Raw genomic sequence first — 14,432 nt, forward strand, 5'->3', positions numbered from 1 at the left:
AAGGGCCCGGCGCAGGGATCAAGCCTGACCGCCCGGAGCCGGGCACGGCGGGCCACACCCCCACCACGACGCACGCAACGCACCAGGACCAACCCCAACGCACCACAGCCACCCGACGCACCGCCCGTGCGGGCCTGGGCGCCGGCCGCCGGAGGGCCGGTCGGCCGGCGTCGCGCCGACACCGGCACGTCCGACACCCGCGCCACCGACACCCGCGCCGCCGACGTCCGCGTCGGCTCAGACCGGATCCGGCGCGAACAGCTCCTGCAACCAGCCGGGCACCGCGGCCGTGTACTCCGCGCGGGTCGGGTCGGCGCTGCGCAGGGCGCGGCGCCAGGAGAGCGCCCGGCTGACCCGGGTGACGCGGACGGCCAGGCGGGCCACCTCGCGCAGTGTCGCCCGGTCGTGCCCGTCCGACCATGGCTCCAGGTAGGCGTCGCGCAGCCGCGCCAGCGCCGGGTCGCCCTCGGGCAGACCGAACGCGTCCGCGACCGAGTTGAGCGTCACCAGCAGGGTGCCGAACGGGTGGGCCACGGAGGCGTCGCCCCAGTCGAAGAAGCGGTGCCCGTCGCCGGCCACGAACACGTTGCCGTCGTGCAGGTCGTCGTGCTGGACGGTCGGCGTGAGGCCCGACGCGGCCAGCCGCCGGCAGTCCTCGGCGAAGGCGGACCGGTGGGCGAGCAGCCGCCCGTACGCCTCGGAGGTGAGCCCGTCCGCCGTCCCGAGCAGCAGCGACTCCTCGTCGTCCAGCAACGCCTCGAACAGCTCCGGCAGCACCTCCGGCCGGTGGTCGGGCACCCCGAGCGCGAGCAGTTCGCCGGCCCGGGGCGCGACCACGCGCTGCAGGTCGGCGTACTCGGGCAGGACCCGTTCCCAGCGGCCCAGCAGGCTCCGGTCGCCACCCAGCGCGTCGCGCAACGTCCGGCCGCCGTCGGGCAGCAGGGACCAGCCGCGCTCGGCGTCCACGGCGACCGGGTCGAGCACCCGGCCGGGGGCGAGCCGGGCCAACGCGGCCAGCAGCGCCGCCTCGTACCGGGTGCCGGGGTTGTTCGCCTTGAACCAGAAGTCCCCGGCGTCGGTGGGCAACCGCCAGACCAGCGACCAGGGTCGGACCCGGGGCTCGACCGGCCCGACGATCCGCCGCCCGAGCCGGGCGAGCTGGTCGCCGACCCAGCCGAGCGCGGCATCCCGCCAGTGCGGGTCCGCCCAGTCGACAGGTGGTGTGGTCGCCCGGTCGGCGGGCGGCGCGGTCACCCGGTCGGCGGGCGGCGTGGTCGCCCGGTCGGCGGGCGGCGTGTTGGCGTCAGTCACGCCGGGCAACTCAGTCACGCCGGGCAACCTAGCCGCCGCCCGTGCCGCGGGACCACGGGTTTTCCCGTTGCCCCACGGCCGCTCGACGGTGCGTCCTACAGCAGCTCGACGATTGTCGCGTTGGCCATGCCGCCGCCCTCGCACATCGTCTGGAGGCCGTAGCGGATGTCGTTGTCCCGCATGTGGGCGAGCATGGTGGTCATGATCCGGGCGCCGGATCCGCCGAGCGGGTGGCCGAGGGCGATCGCGCCGCCGCGCGGGTTGAGCCGCTCCGGGTCCGCCTCGGTCTCCGCCAGCCAGGCCAGCGGCACCGGCGCGAACGCCTCGTTCACCTCGTACACCCCGATCTCCTCGATGCCCAGCCCGGCGCGGCGCAGCGCCTTCGCGGTGGCCGGGATGGGCGCGGTGAGCATGGTGACGGGGTCGTCGGCGGCGACGACGGCGGTGTGCACGCGGGCCAGCGGGCGCAGGCCGTGCCGGCTGGCCCACTCGCTCGTGGTGACGGCGAGCGCCGCCGCGCCGTCGGAGATCTGCGACGCGGAGCCGGCGGTGACGACGCCGTCGGGGCGGAACGGGGTGGCCAGCTCGCCGAGCTTCTCCAGCGAGGTGTCCCGCCGGATGCCCTCGTCGGCGGCGAACTTGCCGCCGTCGGCCAGGGCGACCGGGGCGATCTCGGCGTCGAAGGCGCCGGCGTCCTGCGCGGCGGCGGCCTTCTCGTGGCTGGCGAGGGCGAACTCGTCAAGCTGCGCGCGGGAGAAGCGCCAGCGCTCGGCGATCAGCTCCGCCCCGACGCCCTGGTTGAACGGCAGCGGCGCGTCGTCGGCGAAGCCCTCGACGCCGCGGTAGCGGTCGCGCAGCTGGTCGCTGAAGGGCGACCCGCCGGCCACGCTGGAGCCCATCGCGACCCGGGTCATCGACTCGACGCCACCGGCGACGACCAGGTCGGCCTGGCCGGAGAGGACGGTGGCGGCGGCGAAGTGCAGGGCCTGCTGGCTGGAGCCGCACTGCCGGTCGAGCGTGGTGCCTGGGACCGACTCGGGCCAGCCGGCGGCGAGCACGCCGTTGCGGGCGACGTTCCACGACTGGTCACCGACCTGGGAAACGCAGCCCCAGACCACGTCGTCGACCTGCGCCGGATCGATGCCGGTGCGCTCGGCGAGGGCACGCAGCACGTGCGCCGAGAGGTCGACCGGGTGCACGGCGGCCAGGCTGCCCTTGCGCCGCCCCACCGGGGTGCGTACCGCGCCGACGATGACTGCGTCACTCATGACTACTCCCCGGTAACTTGGGCCGGCCCCGATCCTACGTCCTCGGCGGGCCGGGCGTCCTCCCCCGGTGCCCTGGCATGCTGAACGGATGGCTGCACACCCGGCCCCGACCCGGCAGTGGCGGGTGCCGCCCACCCTGCCGGCGCTCAAGCTGACCGGCGCGGTCGCACTGCTCGCGCTGGCCCTGCTCCTCGACGGGAGCGACCCGATCCGGATGGCGCTGGCCGTGCTCACGGCCGCCGCGCTCGCCGGCTGGGCCGCGCGCGACCTGGTCGCGCCCGTCCGGCTCGCGGTCGACCCGGACGGGATCACGGTCGTCCAGGGCTTCGCGGGACACCGGCGGCTGCCCTGGTCGGCCGTCGAGAAGGTGACCGTGGACCGTCGCGCGCGGCGGGGCCTGACCAGCGAGCTGTTGGAGATCGACGCGGGGGAGTCGCTGCACCTCTTCGGCCGCCACGACCTCGGCGCGGATCCCACCGAGGTGGCCGAGGCCCTGCGCGAGGCCCGCCCGTACTGAGCGGGCCCGCGCATCCGGCTGAGGGGTCAGCCGCCGACGATTGCCGCGGTACGGACCATGGCCAGGCCGACCAACGCCACCACGATCAACGCGCCGCCCGCGAACTGCACAAGCGTCCGGCGCGACCGCGGGGCGTACGCGAACACGAGCGCCAGCAGCGCGCCGATCACCAGGCCGCCCAGGTGCCCGGGGATCGAGATGCCCGGCACGGTGAACGTGAAGACCAGGTTGATCACCAGGACGGGGAGCACCTGGGAGATGTCCCGCCCCATCTTCCGTTCGATGACCACCAGCGCGGCGAACAGGCCGAAGATCGACGTGGAGGCGCCGGCGGTGAGTTGGTTCTCGGCGCTGAACAGGTAGGCGGCGACGTTCCCGCCCAGCCCGGCGACCAGGTAGAGCGTCAGGAACCGCAGCGGCCCGAGGCTGGCCTCCAGCGACCGGCCGAGCACCCACAGCGCCCACATGTTCAGCAGCAGGTGGACCACGCCGTAGTGCAGGAACATCGCGGTGACCAGGCGGTACCACTCGCCCTCGGCGATGCCGCCGACCGTGCCGTCCGGGAAGATCGCGCCGCCGAGCACCGAGCCCCAGTCGGTCAGCGGCGTGCTGCCGCCCATCAGACCGCCGAAGCCGGAGCCTCCGACCAGCGCGTCCCCGCCCCGGTCGGAGGCGATGGAGAGCAGCATCATCAGCACGTTGAGCGCGATCAGCGCCTTGGTGACGTAGCCGTGGCGGCCGGCGGCACCGCCACCGAAGGCGGTACGCGCCGGCCGCACGCTACGACGTCCCTCCGCCACGCACTCCGGGCACTGGAACCCGACCGACGCCTCCCGCATGCAGTCCGGGCAGATCGGCCGGTCGCAGCGGGTGCAACGGACGTACGTCTCCCGGTCGGGGTGCCGGTAGCAGACCGGGGTGGTGGGTGGTGACTCGCTCACCACGCCAGCCCGCCGTCGCGGATCGCGCGGACCACCAACCGGTTCCGGCCCTCGGAGCGCTCAGTCATGTCGGCAAAGGTACCTCGCGGACCGCTCAGGCAGCGGTCCGCTCGATCTCGACCCGCTCGATGACGACGTCCTGCAGCGGCCGGTCGTTCGGACCGGTCGGGGTGTTGGCGATCGCGTCGACGACCTTCACGGACTGCTCGTCGGCCACCTTCCCGAAGATGGTGTGCCGGTTGTTCAGGTGCGGCGTCGGCGACACGGTGATGAAGAACTGCGAGCCGTTGGTGCCCGGCCCGGCGTTCGCCATCGCCAGTAGGTACGGCTGGTCGAAGCGCAGCTCCGGGTGAAACTCGTCACCGAACTTGTAGCCCGGGCCACCGCGCCCGGTGCCGGTCGGGTCGCCCATCTGGATCATGAAGCCGCTGATCACCCGGTGCGAGATCGTGCCGTCGTAGTACGGCCCGCTGCCCGGCTGACCCGTACGCGGGTCGATGTATTCGCGGTTGCCCTCCGCCAGCTCGACGAAGTTCTTCACGGTCTTCGGGGCGTGGTTCTGGAAGAGCTCCAGCCGGATCGGGCCAGCGTTGGTGTGCAAGGTGGCGTAGACAGCCTCGGCCACGGGTACTCCTCACTCGTTGGTCAGTTCCATGCGGATCCTCCCATGTGCCCGATCTGGCAGTGCGGAGGCATCCGAAGGTGGAGGATGACGAAGGAACAACTCCCAGGAGGTGGGACCGTGTTTGGAATCGGGCGGCGTAAGACCCAGGGGCAGCTGGCCAAGGTGGAGCTGAACCAGGGACTCGGTCACCTGAGGCAGGCCGCGACGTACGCCGCGAAGGGTGCCGGCGCCACCGTCGCCCCGCGGGTCCAGGCGGCCCGGGGCGCCGTCGCGCCGACGGCCGTCATCGTGCGCGACCGCGCGTCGAGCGGCCTCGCGTCCACGGTCGCCGCGCTCGCGCCGCTGGCCCTGGCCGTCCGCAAGGCGCAGGCCGAGGCGGCGGGCAAGGCGGTCACCGGCAGGAAGGCCCTGGCAGCCAAGCAGGTCGCGGCCGGCAGGAAGGTCAAGGCGAAGAACATGAAGGCTTCCCGGAAGAAGAACTCCCGGCGGGGCGGGTCCATGATGACCGGTCTGCTCGCGGCCGGCGCGGTGGCCGGGGTCGCCGCGGTGGCGATGCGGCGGCGCCGGGAGCAGCAGGAGTGGGCCGAGTACGACCCGACCCGCACCCTGGAGCCGATGCGCGACGAGGTGGAGACCATGGAGATCCGCACCCCGGTGACCGACGCCTCGACGGTGTCGAGCGGTTCGGGCGTGGCCGGCGGCCCGACCGGCGCCGGCAGCTCGGCGGTGGCCGGCGGCGACAGCGCCTCCACCACCACCCCCGGCAAGCAGCCGACGGTCCACGCGACGGACAAGGTCCCGTCGGTGGCCGAGGGCGCCAAGGACACCTCGGGCCGTCCGGCGGACGACCTGACCGAGGCGCTCGGCAAGGGCGGCGCCAAGAACGGCCGCCGCTGACACCCCTGTCGGTCCCGGAAAGCGCCGGCGAAGCGGCTCCCTGCCGCACCGCCGGCGCTTCCGCGCCCGACGGGGCCACGGCGCCGGGTCCGCGCCCGGCGGCGGCTGCGCGTCAGGCCCGGGCCGTCAGAGCCAGCCGTTGCGGCGGAACCAGCGGTAGAGGGCCAGCGAGATCGCGAGCATCAGGGCGAGCACGACCGGATAGCCGTACGTCATCCGCAGCTCGGGCATGACCTCGAAGTTCATCCCGTAGATGCCGGCGATGGCGGTCCACACGGCGGCGATGGCGGCCCACGCCGCGATCTTGCGCATGTCGTTGTTCTGGTCGACCGTGACCTGGGCCAGCCGCGCCTGGAGGATGGAGTTGAGCAGGTCGTCGTAGGAGTTGACCTGCTCGACGGTGCGGCTCAGGTGGTCCTGCACGTCGCGGAAGTAGCGGCGGATCTCCTTCGGCACGTCGCGGTTCATCTGGGCGGTGAGCGTCATCAGCGGGCGCTGTAACGGCATGACCGCCCGCTTGAACTCCACCAGTTCCCGCTTCATCTGGTAGATCCGCTGGATCCGGCCGGTGGACTGGCGGTCGAACACGTCGGCCTCCAGCGTGTCGAGGTCGTCCTCCAGCCGGTCGGCGACCTCCAGGTAGATGTCCACCACCCGGTCGGTGACCGCGTACGCCACCGCCCAGGGCCCCTGGAGCAGCAGGTCCTGCTTCGTCTCCAGGTCGGCGCGGACGGGGGCCAGCCGGCAGGCATCCCCGTGCCGCACGCTGATCAGGAAGTTCGGGCCGATGAAGAGCATCACCTGGCCGGTCTCGACGACCTCGGAGTGCTCGGTCAGCTCGGCGTGCTCGCAGTACCGGGCGGTCCGCAGCACCAGGAAGCTGACCTCGCCGAACTGCTCCAGCTTGGGGCGCTGCTGCGCCTTCACCGCGTCCTCGACGGCCAGTTCGTGCAGCCCGTACGTGGCGGCGATGGCGGTCATCTCGGCCAGCTCCGGCTCGTGCAGGCCGAGCCAGACGAAGCCGTGCTCCTCGCGGCGGGCCGCGGCGAGCGCCTCGGCGTACCGCCAGTCGCCGGGCTGCCGGCGGCCGTCCACGTAGAGGGCGCAGTCGACCACCGCGCTGCGCTGCGGGCCGGCCGGCGGGGACGCCTGCTGGGGGGTGTCGGAGTTGAGCCGGCGGGTCATCGCCCGCACCGGCGCCACCCAGTCCCGGGGCCTGAGCACCCGTCCGCCGTTCGACGCGGTCGTCCGTTCCCGGTCCGTCATCACGCCCCCTCCCCACGCGCTGCCGCCGGTGAACAGTACGCCGCCGTCGATGATCACCGCCGGTGACGATCGGCGGGAGGGTGGCGCCGGGTGGGCCGGGTCGCTTCAGGGGGGTGAGGGGACGACACGGCCCACCCGGCGCCCTTTGGGGGCGGGGGTTGTGCTGGTCGCGCCGCCCCACGTGCCGCCGGCCGGGCTGGCCCGGTCCCGTCGCCGGGCGCGGCGGGGGCCGGCACCGGGCGGTGAGTTCCGCTACACGTGGTGAGTGACGCTCGCAGCATTGTGGGCCGTCGACCGCCCCGGCGGGAGACCCGGGGCGGCCACGATCGTCCAACTGTCAGAAATCTGACAGAAATTCAGCTCCGTACGGCCGCCATGGCCTCCGCCAGGCGCCGCACGCCCTCGTCGATGCGGTCGGCGGTCACCGCCGAGAACGCCAACCGCAGGGCGTGCCGCCCGCCGTCGACGACGAAGTCGCTGCCCTTGACCACGGCGACGCCGCGCTCGGCGGCGGCCGGCGCGAGCCTGTCGACCTCGACGTCCTCGGGCAGCTCGACCCAGAGGAAGTAGCCGCCGTCCGGCTCCACGAACCGGGCCTCCGGGATGTGCCGGCGCAGCGACTCGGCCAGCACCCGGGCCCGCTCGCCGAGCGCGGCGCGCACGGTCTCGATGGAGCGCTCGATGTCGCCGGAGACGCAGAACTGGTGCACGATCGCCTCGGAGACCATGCCCGGCGAGATGTAGAGGCTGGTCGCCTTCTTCGCGATGTCGCCGATCAGGTCCGCCGGACCCACCAGGTAGCCGACCCGTACGCCCGGGCAGACCGTCTTGGTGAAGCTGGAGGCGTGCACCACCACGTTGCGGGTGTCCAGCGAGAGCATCGAAGGCAGCGCCTCGCCCCGGAACCGGATGTCGGCGTACGGGTCGTCCTCGAAGATCGTGAACTCGTACTCGGCGGCGAGGTCGAGCAGCTCCCGGCGCTTCTCCAGGCTCAGCGTCACGCCGGCCGGGTTCTGGTAGTTCGGGATGACGTGCGCCAGCCGGGGCCGCACCCCGGACTCCAGCAGCTTGCGCAGCTCGGCGGTGTCGAGCCCGTCCGGCTGGATGGAGACGCCGTGCAGCTCGCTGCCCATCCGCTGGAGGTTGAGCAGCGTCCGGTCGTACGTCGGACGCTCCACCACCACCGCGTCACCGGGGCGGACCAGGTGGTCGAAGAGGAACGCGTCCGCCTGCAACGACCCGTTGGTGATCAGCACCTGGTCGGCGGAGACCCCGTGCTTCTCGGCGATCCACTTCCGCAGCGGGAGGTAGCCGACGGAGGTGCCGTAGGCGGTCACCCCGGCGGGGTCGGCGTCGAACGCGCGGACGGCGGCGGCCTTGAGCCCCTCGACATCGACGATGTCCAGGGAGGGAGCGCCACGGGCGAAGGAGATCAGCTGCTCGGCGGTCATGGCTGTTCAGCGTACGGAAGGCGACGGGGTGCGCGCGGAAGGCACGGCGATGTCCGCATCCTGAGCCACCGGGACGGGTGACCGGCGTCGACCGGTCGGCGACAGGTCAGACCGGAAGGCCGAGCGGGTCGTGCTGCGCTTCCCGGGAGAGCCCGTCCACGTGCAGGCCGAGCGCCGCGATGAGCTGCCCCCAGTCGAAGTAGGACCGCCAGGCCGCGATCCGTCCGCGCCGGACCCGGACGACGTCCACCACGTCCCAGCTCACCAGCCGGCCGGTCGGCGCGACGGTGCCGAACGGGGTGTGCAGCACCCCCGTGTGGGTGCCGGTCAGCCGCTGCTCGACGGCCGCGCCGCCGGCCGTCTGCACCGACCCGAGCGGGTCGACGGACAGGTCCGGGAACGCCCCGGTCCAGGTGCGCAGCAGGGCGGGCAACTCGATCGGGCGCACCGTGACGCCGGGCATCGAGTAGAAGGCGTCGGCCGCGTAGAGGTCCGGCAGCCGGGCCACGTCCCGCCGCAGGAGCATCGCGTACTGCTGCTCGACCAGCCGATCCGCGCCACGCATGAGGACCTCCGTCGCGGGTCACGGCCCGTCCGTGCCCGCACGGGAATCCTTACCCGTCGATCGTCCCGCCACACCATCGCGCGTGCCGGCGTTCCGGCCGGCCCGGCCCGCGAGGCCGCCCCGGACCGGCGACGAGGCCGGGCGTCGCCGGAGCGCGCCACCGCTCGCTACTGTCGTGGCGTGTCCACCGAGCCTCTACGCTGCGCCGGCGCGCTGATCGTCGACGACGACGGTCGACTCTTCGTCCAGCGACGGTCTCCCCACCGGCGCATCTTTCCCAACTGCTGGGACATCGTCGGCGGCCATCTGGAACCGGGCGAGGACTGGATGGACGCGCTGCGCCGGGAGGTGACCGAGGAGACCGGCTGGACGGTGTCGCACGTGCTCGGCCACGTCGGGGAGTACCGCTACGTCGCCGACGACGGCCTGGCCCGCGTCGAGCGCGACTGGCTGGTCCGGGTCGACGGCGACCTGGCCCGGCCGACGCTGGAGGCGGGCAAGCACACCGAGTTCCGGTGGCTCGCCGCCGACGAGCTGGACCTGCTCGACGAGCACCGCGACGTCAACGACGGCCTCATCCGCCGGATCGCGGCCGAAGGCTTCGCCGCCCTGCGTTCGATCGGTCTGTGAACGACACCGTCGAGCTGGCGCCGCACCGGTTCGCCGGCCTGGTCGCCCCGGCGGTGGACCGTGCGTTCGTCGCCGGCATCCTCGCCGGCCGCGACGGCGGCGGCGCCGAGCTGAGCCAGCGGTACGGCGGGCCGGCGGCCACCGGCTTCCTGCTGGAGTTCCGCACCCGCCTCGCGGCACCGGGCGGGACGGTCGACGAGGCCGGCTTCGCCGCGGTCACCCGCTACCGGGACCCGGTCGAGTGCCGGCGGGCCCTGGACAAGCAGGTCGCGTACGGGATGATCCACCGCAGCCCCGAGGGCGGACTCTCCGCCACCGAGCGCGGGCTGGCCTTCCTCGCCGAGATCTGGCAGGTGCACGCGGAGGTCACCGAGGAGCTCTGGGCGGGGCACGAGGACCGGGTGCTGCGGCTGGTCGAGGCGTTCGGCCGGGTACTCACGTGCGCGCTGGTGCTGGCCGACGAGGAGGGCGCCGAGGAGGGTGCCGCGTTCGCCGCGACGGCGCCGCCGTACGAGCCGGACGGCACCACGACCGGCGTGCTGCTGCTGAACCGGCTCGGCACGATGCGCTACCACCGGGCCGACGCGCACGCCGCCGCGTGGACCGCCGCCGGGCACAGCGCGGCGAGCGCCGCAGCCCTGCCGCCCGGCCCGGAGCAGCTCGCCATCGAGCTGGAGACCGACCGGCGGGCCGCCGCCCCGTACGCCGTGCTGACCGCCGAGGAGCGGCTGGCGGTGCTGGCGGACCTGGCGGCGCTGCCCGGCTGACCCGGTTGGCCGCAGGGGTGCCGCCGCGCGGGGCTATCCTCCAGCGGTGACCGGGAGTCGTACGAGGGAGGACGCCTCAATGATCGGGATGGTGCTCGCAGCCGGGGCGGGGCGCCGGCTGCGCCCGTACACCGACACCCTGCCCAAGGCGTTGGTGCCGGTGGACGGCGACACCACCATCCTGGACATCGCGCTGCGCAACCTGGCCGAGGTGGGGCTCACCGACATCGTGATCGTGGTCGGCTACGCCGCCGACGCGGTCGTCTCCCGCCAGGCCGACCTGGAGAAGCGGTACGGCGTCACGCTCACCCTCGTGCACAACGACAAGGCCGAGGAGTGGAACAACGCGTACTCCCTCTGGCTGGCCCGGGAGCACTTCGCCCGGGGCGTGCTGCTGGTCAACGGCGACACCGTGCACCCGGTGAGCGTGGAGAAGACCCTGCTGGCCGAGCGCGGCCCGGGCATCCTGCTCGCCGTCGACACCATCAAGCCGCTGGCCGAGGAGGAGATGAAGACCACCTTCGACGCCGCCGGCCAGCTCACCCGGATCACCAAGATCATGGACCCGGGCGAGGCGTACGGGGAGTACATCGGCGCGACGCTCATCGAGCCGCAGGTGGCCGACGCCCTCGCCGACGCGCTGGAGGCGACGTGGCGGCGTGACCCGAACCTCTACTACGAGGACGGCTACCAGGAGTTCGCCGACCGGGGTGGCGAGGTGCGGGCAGCGCCGATCGGTGACGTCTCCTGGGTCGAGGTCGACAACCACGCCGACCTGGCCCGGGCGCGGGAGATCGCGTGCCACTACTAGCCCGTACGGTCAACACCCCGCTGGTGATCGAGGTCCGGCGGGGTGCGGTGGCCGACCTCGGGCCGCTGCTGGCCGACCGGCGGATCTCGGCCGGCGGGGACGTGGCCGTGGTGGTCGGTCCCGGCCAGGGTGAACGGATCGTCGAGCTGTGCCGGCCGTCGCTCGGCGCGGCCGACGTCTTCACGGTCGCCGGCGGCACCATCGACGCGGCGAACGACCTCGGTGACCGACTACGCCGCCGCCACTACGACGCCGTGGTGGGCATCGGCGGCGGCAAGACCATCGACACCGCCAAGTACGCGGCCACCCGCTACGGGATCCCGATGGTGACGGTGGCGACGAGCCTGGCGAACGACGGCATCGCCTCCCCCACCGCCTCGCTCGACCACGAGGGCGGCAAGGGCTCCTACGGGGTGCACATCCCGATCGCGGTCATCGTCGACCTCGACTTCGTGGAGAACGGCCCGGACCGGCAGACCCAGGCCGGCATCGGCGACGCGGTGAGCAACCTGAACGCCTGCGCCGACTGGGAGCTGGCCCACGAGGTACGCGGCGAGCCCATCGACGGGCTCGCGGTGACGCTGGCCCGGACGGGCGCCGAGGCGCTGCTCAACCACCCCGGCAAGATCACCGACGACAGCTTCCTCACCACGCTGGCCGAGGCGCTGATCATGGGCGGCATCGCCAGCTCGGTGTGCGGGTCGACGCGCCCCGCCAGCGGCGGCGACCACGAGATCTCGCACGCGATCGACCGGCTGCACCCCGGCACCGCCGCCCACGGCGAGCAGGTGGGGCTCGGCGCCCTCTTCTGCACCTTCCTGCGCGGGGACACCGACCGGTTCGGTCGGCTCGCCCACTGCCTGCACCGGCACGGCCTCGCCACCACGCCGGGCGACCTGGGCCTGACCGACGAGCAGTTCGTCGATGCCGTGCAGTTCGCGCCCCAGACGCGGCCGGACCGCTACACGATCCTCGAACACCTGGCGATGTCGCCTACCGAGACGCGGGAACGGCTGGCAGACTACGCCGGTGCAATCCGCGACCACCTTGGCTGAGCCCCGTCCCACCGTCGCCGACTTCCACCGGGTGAACCGGGGCGGCGGCCTGTTCAGCGAATCGATCAGCCAGTGGCTGGGCGCGGTCTTCGCGCTCGTCGCCCAGCGCCTCGGGCTGCGCCCGACCGCGCTGACCATCGCCAACCTGGTGCTCGGCCTGGCCACCTCGGTCACCGTGGTCGCGCTCGCCGGGCGGGTCGCCGCCGGTGACGTGCCGGCCTGGGCGGTCGGGCTGCTCGCGCTGGTCGGCTGGCAGGTGGCGTACTGCCTGGACTGCGCCGACGGTCAGCTGGCCCGGGTGACGGGGCAGGGCAGCGCCGCAGGTGCCCGGGTCGACATCCTCTGCGACGTGGCCGCCCAGATCGCCCTGGTCGCCGCCCTGTCGGCGACGGCGGTGGCGCAGGAGCCGTCGACGCCGAGCTGGCTGGTCGCCATCTTCGCCGGCACCTGGATGGTCAATTTGGTGACCTCCGTGATGCAGGCCGGCCCGAACGCCGCCAGCATGGTCACCTCGACCTCGCTGCCCGTACGCCTGGTGAAGCTGGTCCGCGACTACGGCGCGGTCATCTTCGCCGCCGGCCTGGTGCTGGCCTTCGCCCCGGCCCTCGTCCTCTGGGTGATTGTCGCGTTCACGATCGTCAACGGCGGTTTCCTGCTCGCCAGCATCGCCTTCTCCGCCCGCGCTTCCCTCCGCTGAGGTGCGACGCCAGGGCGGCCCACCCTTCTTCGGCCCTGTCGAGCTGCCCCGTCTGTGCTACCGCACGGACGGCACGCCCGGCCCACGCCGGAACCACGACTGACCGCGATGCGCCGCGGCCATGACCGTGGCGGCGGGAGATCTTGGTACGGAAGCGCCCCTGGAGGGGCACTTTCCTACCAAGATCTCCGACCATCCCAAATAGCAGAACGGGATTCCCGAAAAGTGGGCAGGATTCCGGGCAAGGGCTGCCCGGATGTCTCAAGCGTCCCGAGTAGTTCTCGCGGCGGATCGGTCAGTGGCGGCGGGCCAGGCCCGCGTACACGTCGAGGAGGCGCTTGGTGACCACGTCGGGGTGGAACGTGCGCTCGTAGCGGGCGCGTGCCGCAGTGGCCAGCGTCGCGGCCCCGGCCCGGGCCACCGGCAGGGCGGCGGCCATGGCGGCCGGCTCCGGGGGCACCACCCAACCCGCCTCGCCCGCCTGCACGCCGGCGGGTAGCGCGACGCGGCCCTCTCCCGGCGCGGCCGTGGCGACGGCGGCCGGGCCGGTGCCGGCGGGCTCCCGGGGCGCGTCGGCGCCGACGAGGTACGGGATGCCGCCGAGCGCGGTGCCGAGCACCGGACGGCCGGCGGCGAACGCCTCGATGATCACGGTGGGCAGCACGTCGTGCCAGGTGGAGGCCGCGATGATCACCGCGCTGGCCTCGACCGCGGCGCGCACCCCGGCACGGTCCAGCGGCCCGAGATAGGTCACGTCGGCGCGCTCGGCGGCAGCGGCCTCGGCCAACGGGCGCAGCTCGCCGTCGCCCGCGATGCGCAGCGGGCCGAGCGCCCCGTCCGGGTGCCGCCGCCAGGCGTCAAGCAGCAGGCCCAGCCCCTTCTCCGGGGAGAGCCGGGCCATGTAGAGGAAGCCGTCGCCGAGCGGCGCGGGCGCCCCCGGGTCGGGGATGCCGTTCGGCTTCACCACGATCCGCTCTGCCGGGACGCCGTAGTCGCGCAGGTGGTCGGCGACCGCCGAGGTGAGCGCGACGAAGCGGTCCACCGAGCGCCACGTGCCCCGGTGCACGGCCAGCGTGGTCGCCATCAGGGCGCTCTGCGCCCGCGAGCCCCGGTAGCAGCGGTGCACGATCGCCGGCACGCCCAGGGCCCGGCCCCGGCAGTCCTGGCAGATCATCCCGTCCCGGAAGTAGAGCCCCGAGGAGCAGACCTGGCGGTAGTTGTGCACCGTCTGCACCACCGGCACGCCGTGCCGGTGCGCGGTCCGCACGATCCAGGGCGAGATCAGGGGGTACGGGTTGTGCAGGTGCAGCACGTCCGGCCGGTGCTCGGTGATGAGCCGGCTCAGGTCCTCCTGCGCGCGGGGTGCCCAGATCGGCGAGATCGGCAGCAGCGCCTTGGCCGACTTCGACATCGACGGGATCTCGTCCGAGCTGCGGATGAACGGCAGCACCTCCACCCCGGCCGCGGTGAGCTGGGCGATCTCCGCGTCGACGATCGTGTTCTCACCGGAGGGCTGAGCCTCCCGGTACCGGTTGTGCGCCACCACGATTCTCACTGAGCTTGCCTTTCGTTCGCGGCTGTGCCGGTCTCTGCTCGCGACTGCGGGGCTCGCAAGCTCACTCCTCGCGCTC

General features: G+C 73.4%; 15 protein-coding genes. 7 read left to right on the forward strand and 8 right to left on the reverse strand.

Annotated features, from left to right (window positions below):
* Window positions 1-237: 237 nt before the first annotated feature.
* The gene (locus tag AB0B83_RS24415; RefSeq protein WP_357580117.1) at window positions 238-1,329 is read right to left on the reverse strand and encodes a phosphotransferase; all 1,092 of its coding nucleotides are present in this window, start codon (window positions 1,327-1,329) and stop codon (window positions 238-240) included.
* 77 nt (window positions 1,330-1,406) lie between these two features.
* A complete protein-coding gene (locus AB0B83_RS24420; protein ID WP_311409871.1) occupies window positions 1,407-2,579 on the reverse strand; it encodes an acetyl-CoA C-acyltransferase in 1,173 nt (390 codons plus the stop codon).
* A gap of 88 nt (window positions 2,580-2,667) precedes the next feature.
* Here AB0B83_RS24420 and AB0B83_RS24425 point away from each other — a divergent pair, with 88 nt between their 5' ends.
* Window positions 2,668-3,096 carry a PH domain-containing protein gene (locus AB0B83_RS24425; RefSeq protein WP_357580118.1) on the forward strand — a complete coding sequence of 143 codons (429 nt, stop codon included), beginning with the start codon at window positions 2,668-2,670 and terminating at the stop codon, window positions 3,094-3,096.
* Between the two features lie 26 nt (window positions 3,097-3,122).
* Here AB0B83_RS24425 and AB0B83_RS24430 read toward each other — a convergent pair whose 3' ends face one another.
* Complete coding sequence (locus AB0B83_RS24430) at window positions 3,123-4,037, reverse strand: rhomboid family intramembrane serine protease (protein ID WP_357580119.1); 915 nt, start codon at window positions 4,035-4,037, stop codon at window positions 3,123-3,125.
* A gap of 94 nt (window positions 4,038-4,131) precedes the next feature.
* Entirely contained in the window at window positions 4,132-4,662 is a 531-nt protein-coding gene (locus tag AB0B83_RS24435) for a peptidylprolyl isomerase (RefSeq protein ID WP_132240538.1), read from the reverse strand.
* A gap of 84 nt (window positions 4,663-4,746) precedes the next feature.
* Here AB0B83_RS24435 and AB0B83_RS24440 point away from each other — a divergent pair, with 84 nt between their 5' ends.
* Window positions 4,747-5,559, forward strand: a complete 813-nt coding sequence (locus AB0B83_RS24440) for a hypothetical protein (RefSeq protein WP_357580120.1) — start codon at window positions 4,747-4,749, stop codon at window positions 5,557-5,559.
* Between the two features lie 126 nt (window positions 5,560-5,685).
* On the opposite strand, the gene corA is transcribed toward AB0B83_RS24440, so the two are convergent.
* The 3 genes from corA to AB0B83_RS24455 form a co-directional block, all read right to left on the reverse strand.
* Complete coding sequence (gene corA, locus AB0B83_RS24445; protein ID WP_357580135.1) at window positions 5,686-6,744, reverse strand: magnesium/cobalt transporter CorA; 1,059 nt, start codon at window positions 6,742-6,744, stop codon at window positions 5,686-5,688.
* 437 nt (window positions 6,745-7,181) lie between these two features.
* A complete protein-coding gene (locus AB0B83_RS24450) occupies window positions 7,182-8,276 on the reverse strand; it encodes a PLP-dependent aminotransferase family protein (RefSeq protein ID WP_357580121.1) in 1,095 nt (364 codons plus the stop codon).
* A gap of 106 nt (window positions 8,277-8,382) precedes the next feature.
* Complete coding sequence (locus AB0B83_RS24455; RefSeq protein ID WP_132240536.1) at window positions 8,383-8,841, reverse strand: ester cyclase; 459 nt, start codon at window positions 8,839-8,841, stop codon at window positions 8,383-8,385.
* Between the two features lie 180 nt (window positions 8,842-9,021).
* Here AB0B83_RS24455 and AB0B83_RS24460 point away from each other — a divergent pair, with 180 nt between their 5' ends.
* From AB0B83_RS24460 to AB0B83_RS24480, 5 genes are all read left to right on the forward strand, one after another.
* The gene (locus tag AB0B83_RS24460; protein WP_089002894.1) at window positions 9,022-9,471 is read left to right on the forward strand and encodes an NUDIX domain-containing protein; all 450 of its coding nucleotides are present in this window, start codon (window positions 9,022-9,024) and stop codon (window positions 9,469-9,471) included.
* Window positions 9,468-10,238, forward strand: coding sequence for a hypothetical protein (locus AB0B83_RS24465; RefSeq protein WP_357580122.1), 771 nt, complete (start codon window positions 9,468-9,470; stop codon window positions 10,236-10,238). Before AB0B83_RS24460 ends, AB0B83_RS24465 begins: the two co-directional genes overlap by 4 nt.
* A 79-nt stretch (window positions 10,239-10,317) precedes the next feature.
* Window positions 10,318-11,049 carry a phosphocholine cytidylyltransferase family protein gene (locus AB0B83_RS24470; protein ID WP_151455571.1) on the forward strand — a complete coding sequence of 244 codons (732 nt, stop codon included), beginning with the start codon at window positions 10,318-10,320 and terminating at the stop codon, window positions 11,047-11,049.
* On the forward strand, window positions 11,037-12,104 hold the full coding sequence (locus tag AB0B83_RS24475; RefSeq protein WP_357580123.1) for an iron-containing alcohol dehydrogenase family protein: 1,068 nt from the start codon (window positions 11,037-11,039) through the stop codon (window positions 12,102-12,104). Before AB0B83_RS24470 ends, AB0B83_RS24475 begins: the two co-directional genes overlap by 13 nt.
* Window positions 12,079-12,801 (forward strand): CDP-alcohol phosphatidyltransferase family protein, encoded by a 723-nt coding sequence (locus AB0B83_RS24480; protein WP_357580124.1) that lies wholly within the window; start codon window positions 12,079-12,081, stop codon window positions 12,799-12,801. The genes AB0B83_RS24475 and AB0B83_RS24480 overlap by 26 nt, the downstream gene beginning before the upstream one ends.
* A 295-nt stretch (window positions 12,802-13,096) precedes the next feature.
* Here the strand turns inward: AB0B83_RS24480 and AB0B83_RS24485 are convergent, their stop codons facing one another.
* Window positions 13,097-14,356, reverse strand: coding sequence for a glycosyltransferase (locus tag AB0B83_RS24485; protein WP_357580125.1), 1,260 nt, complete (start codon window positions 14,354-14,356; stop codon window positions 13,097-13,099).
* Window positions 14,357-14,432 lie beyond the last annotated feature (76 nt).

This window comes from Micromonospora sp. NPDC049060, from assembly GCF_040649055.1.
In the GTDB taxonomy this organism is placed as follows: Bacteria; Actinomycetota; Actinomycetes; order Mycobacteriales; family Micromonosporaceae; genus Micromonospora; species Micromonospora reichwaldensis.

What these genes read in the sequence shown, in the direction of transcription:
- AB0B83_RS24420 (WP_311409871.1), bottom strand. Translation starts at nt 2,579, where the DNA reads ATGAGTGACGCAGTCATCGTCGGCGCGGTACGCACCCCGGTGGGGCGG.
- AB0B83_RS24425 (WP_357580118.1), top strand. Translation starts at nt 2,668, where the DNA reads ATGGCTGCACACCCGGCCCCGACCCGGCAGTGGCGGGTGCCGCCCACC.
- AB0B83_RS24440 (WP_357580120.1), top strand. Translation starts at nt 4,747, where the DNA reads ATGACGAAGGAACAACTCCCAGGAGGTGGGACCGTGTTTGGAATCGGG.
- corA (WP_357580135.1), bottom strand. Translation starts at nt 6,744, where the DNA reads ATGACCCGCCGGCTCAACTCCGACACCCCCCAGCAGGCGTCCCCGCCG.
- AB0B83_RS24450 (WP_357580121.1), bottom strand. Translation starts at nt 8,276, where the DNA reads ATGACCGCCGAGCAGCTGATCTCCTTCGCCCGTGGCGCTCCCTCCCTG.
- AB0B83_RS24455 (WP_132240536.1), bottom strand. Translation starts at nt 8,841, where the DNA reads ATGCGTGGCGCGGATCGGCTGGTCGAGCAGCAGTACGCGATGCTCCTG.
- AB0B83_RS24470 (WP_151455571.1), top strand. Translation starts at nt 10,318, where the DNA reads ATGATCGGGATGGTGCTCGCAGCCGGGGCGGGGCGCCGGCTGCGCCCG.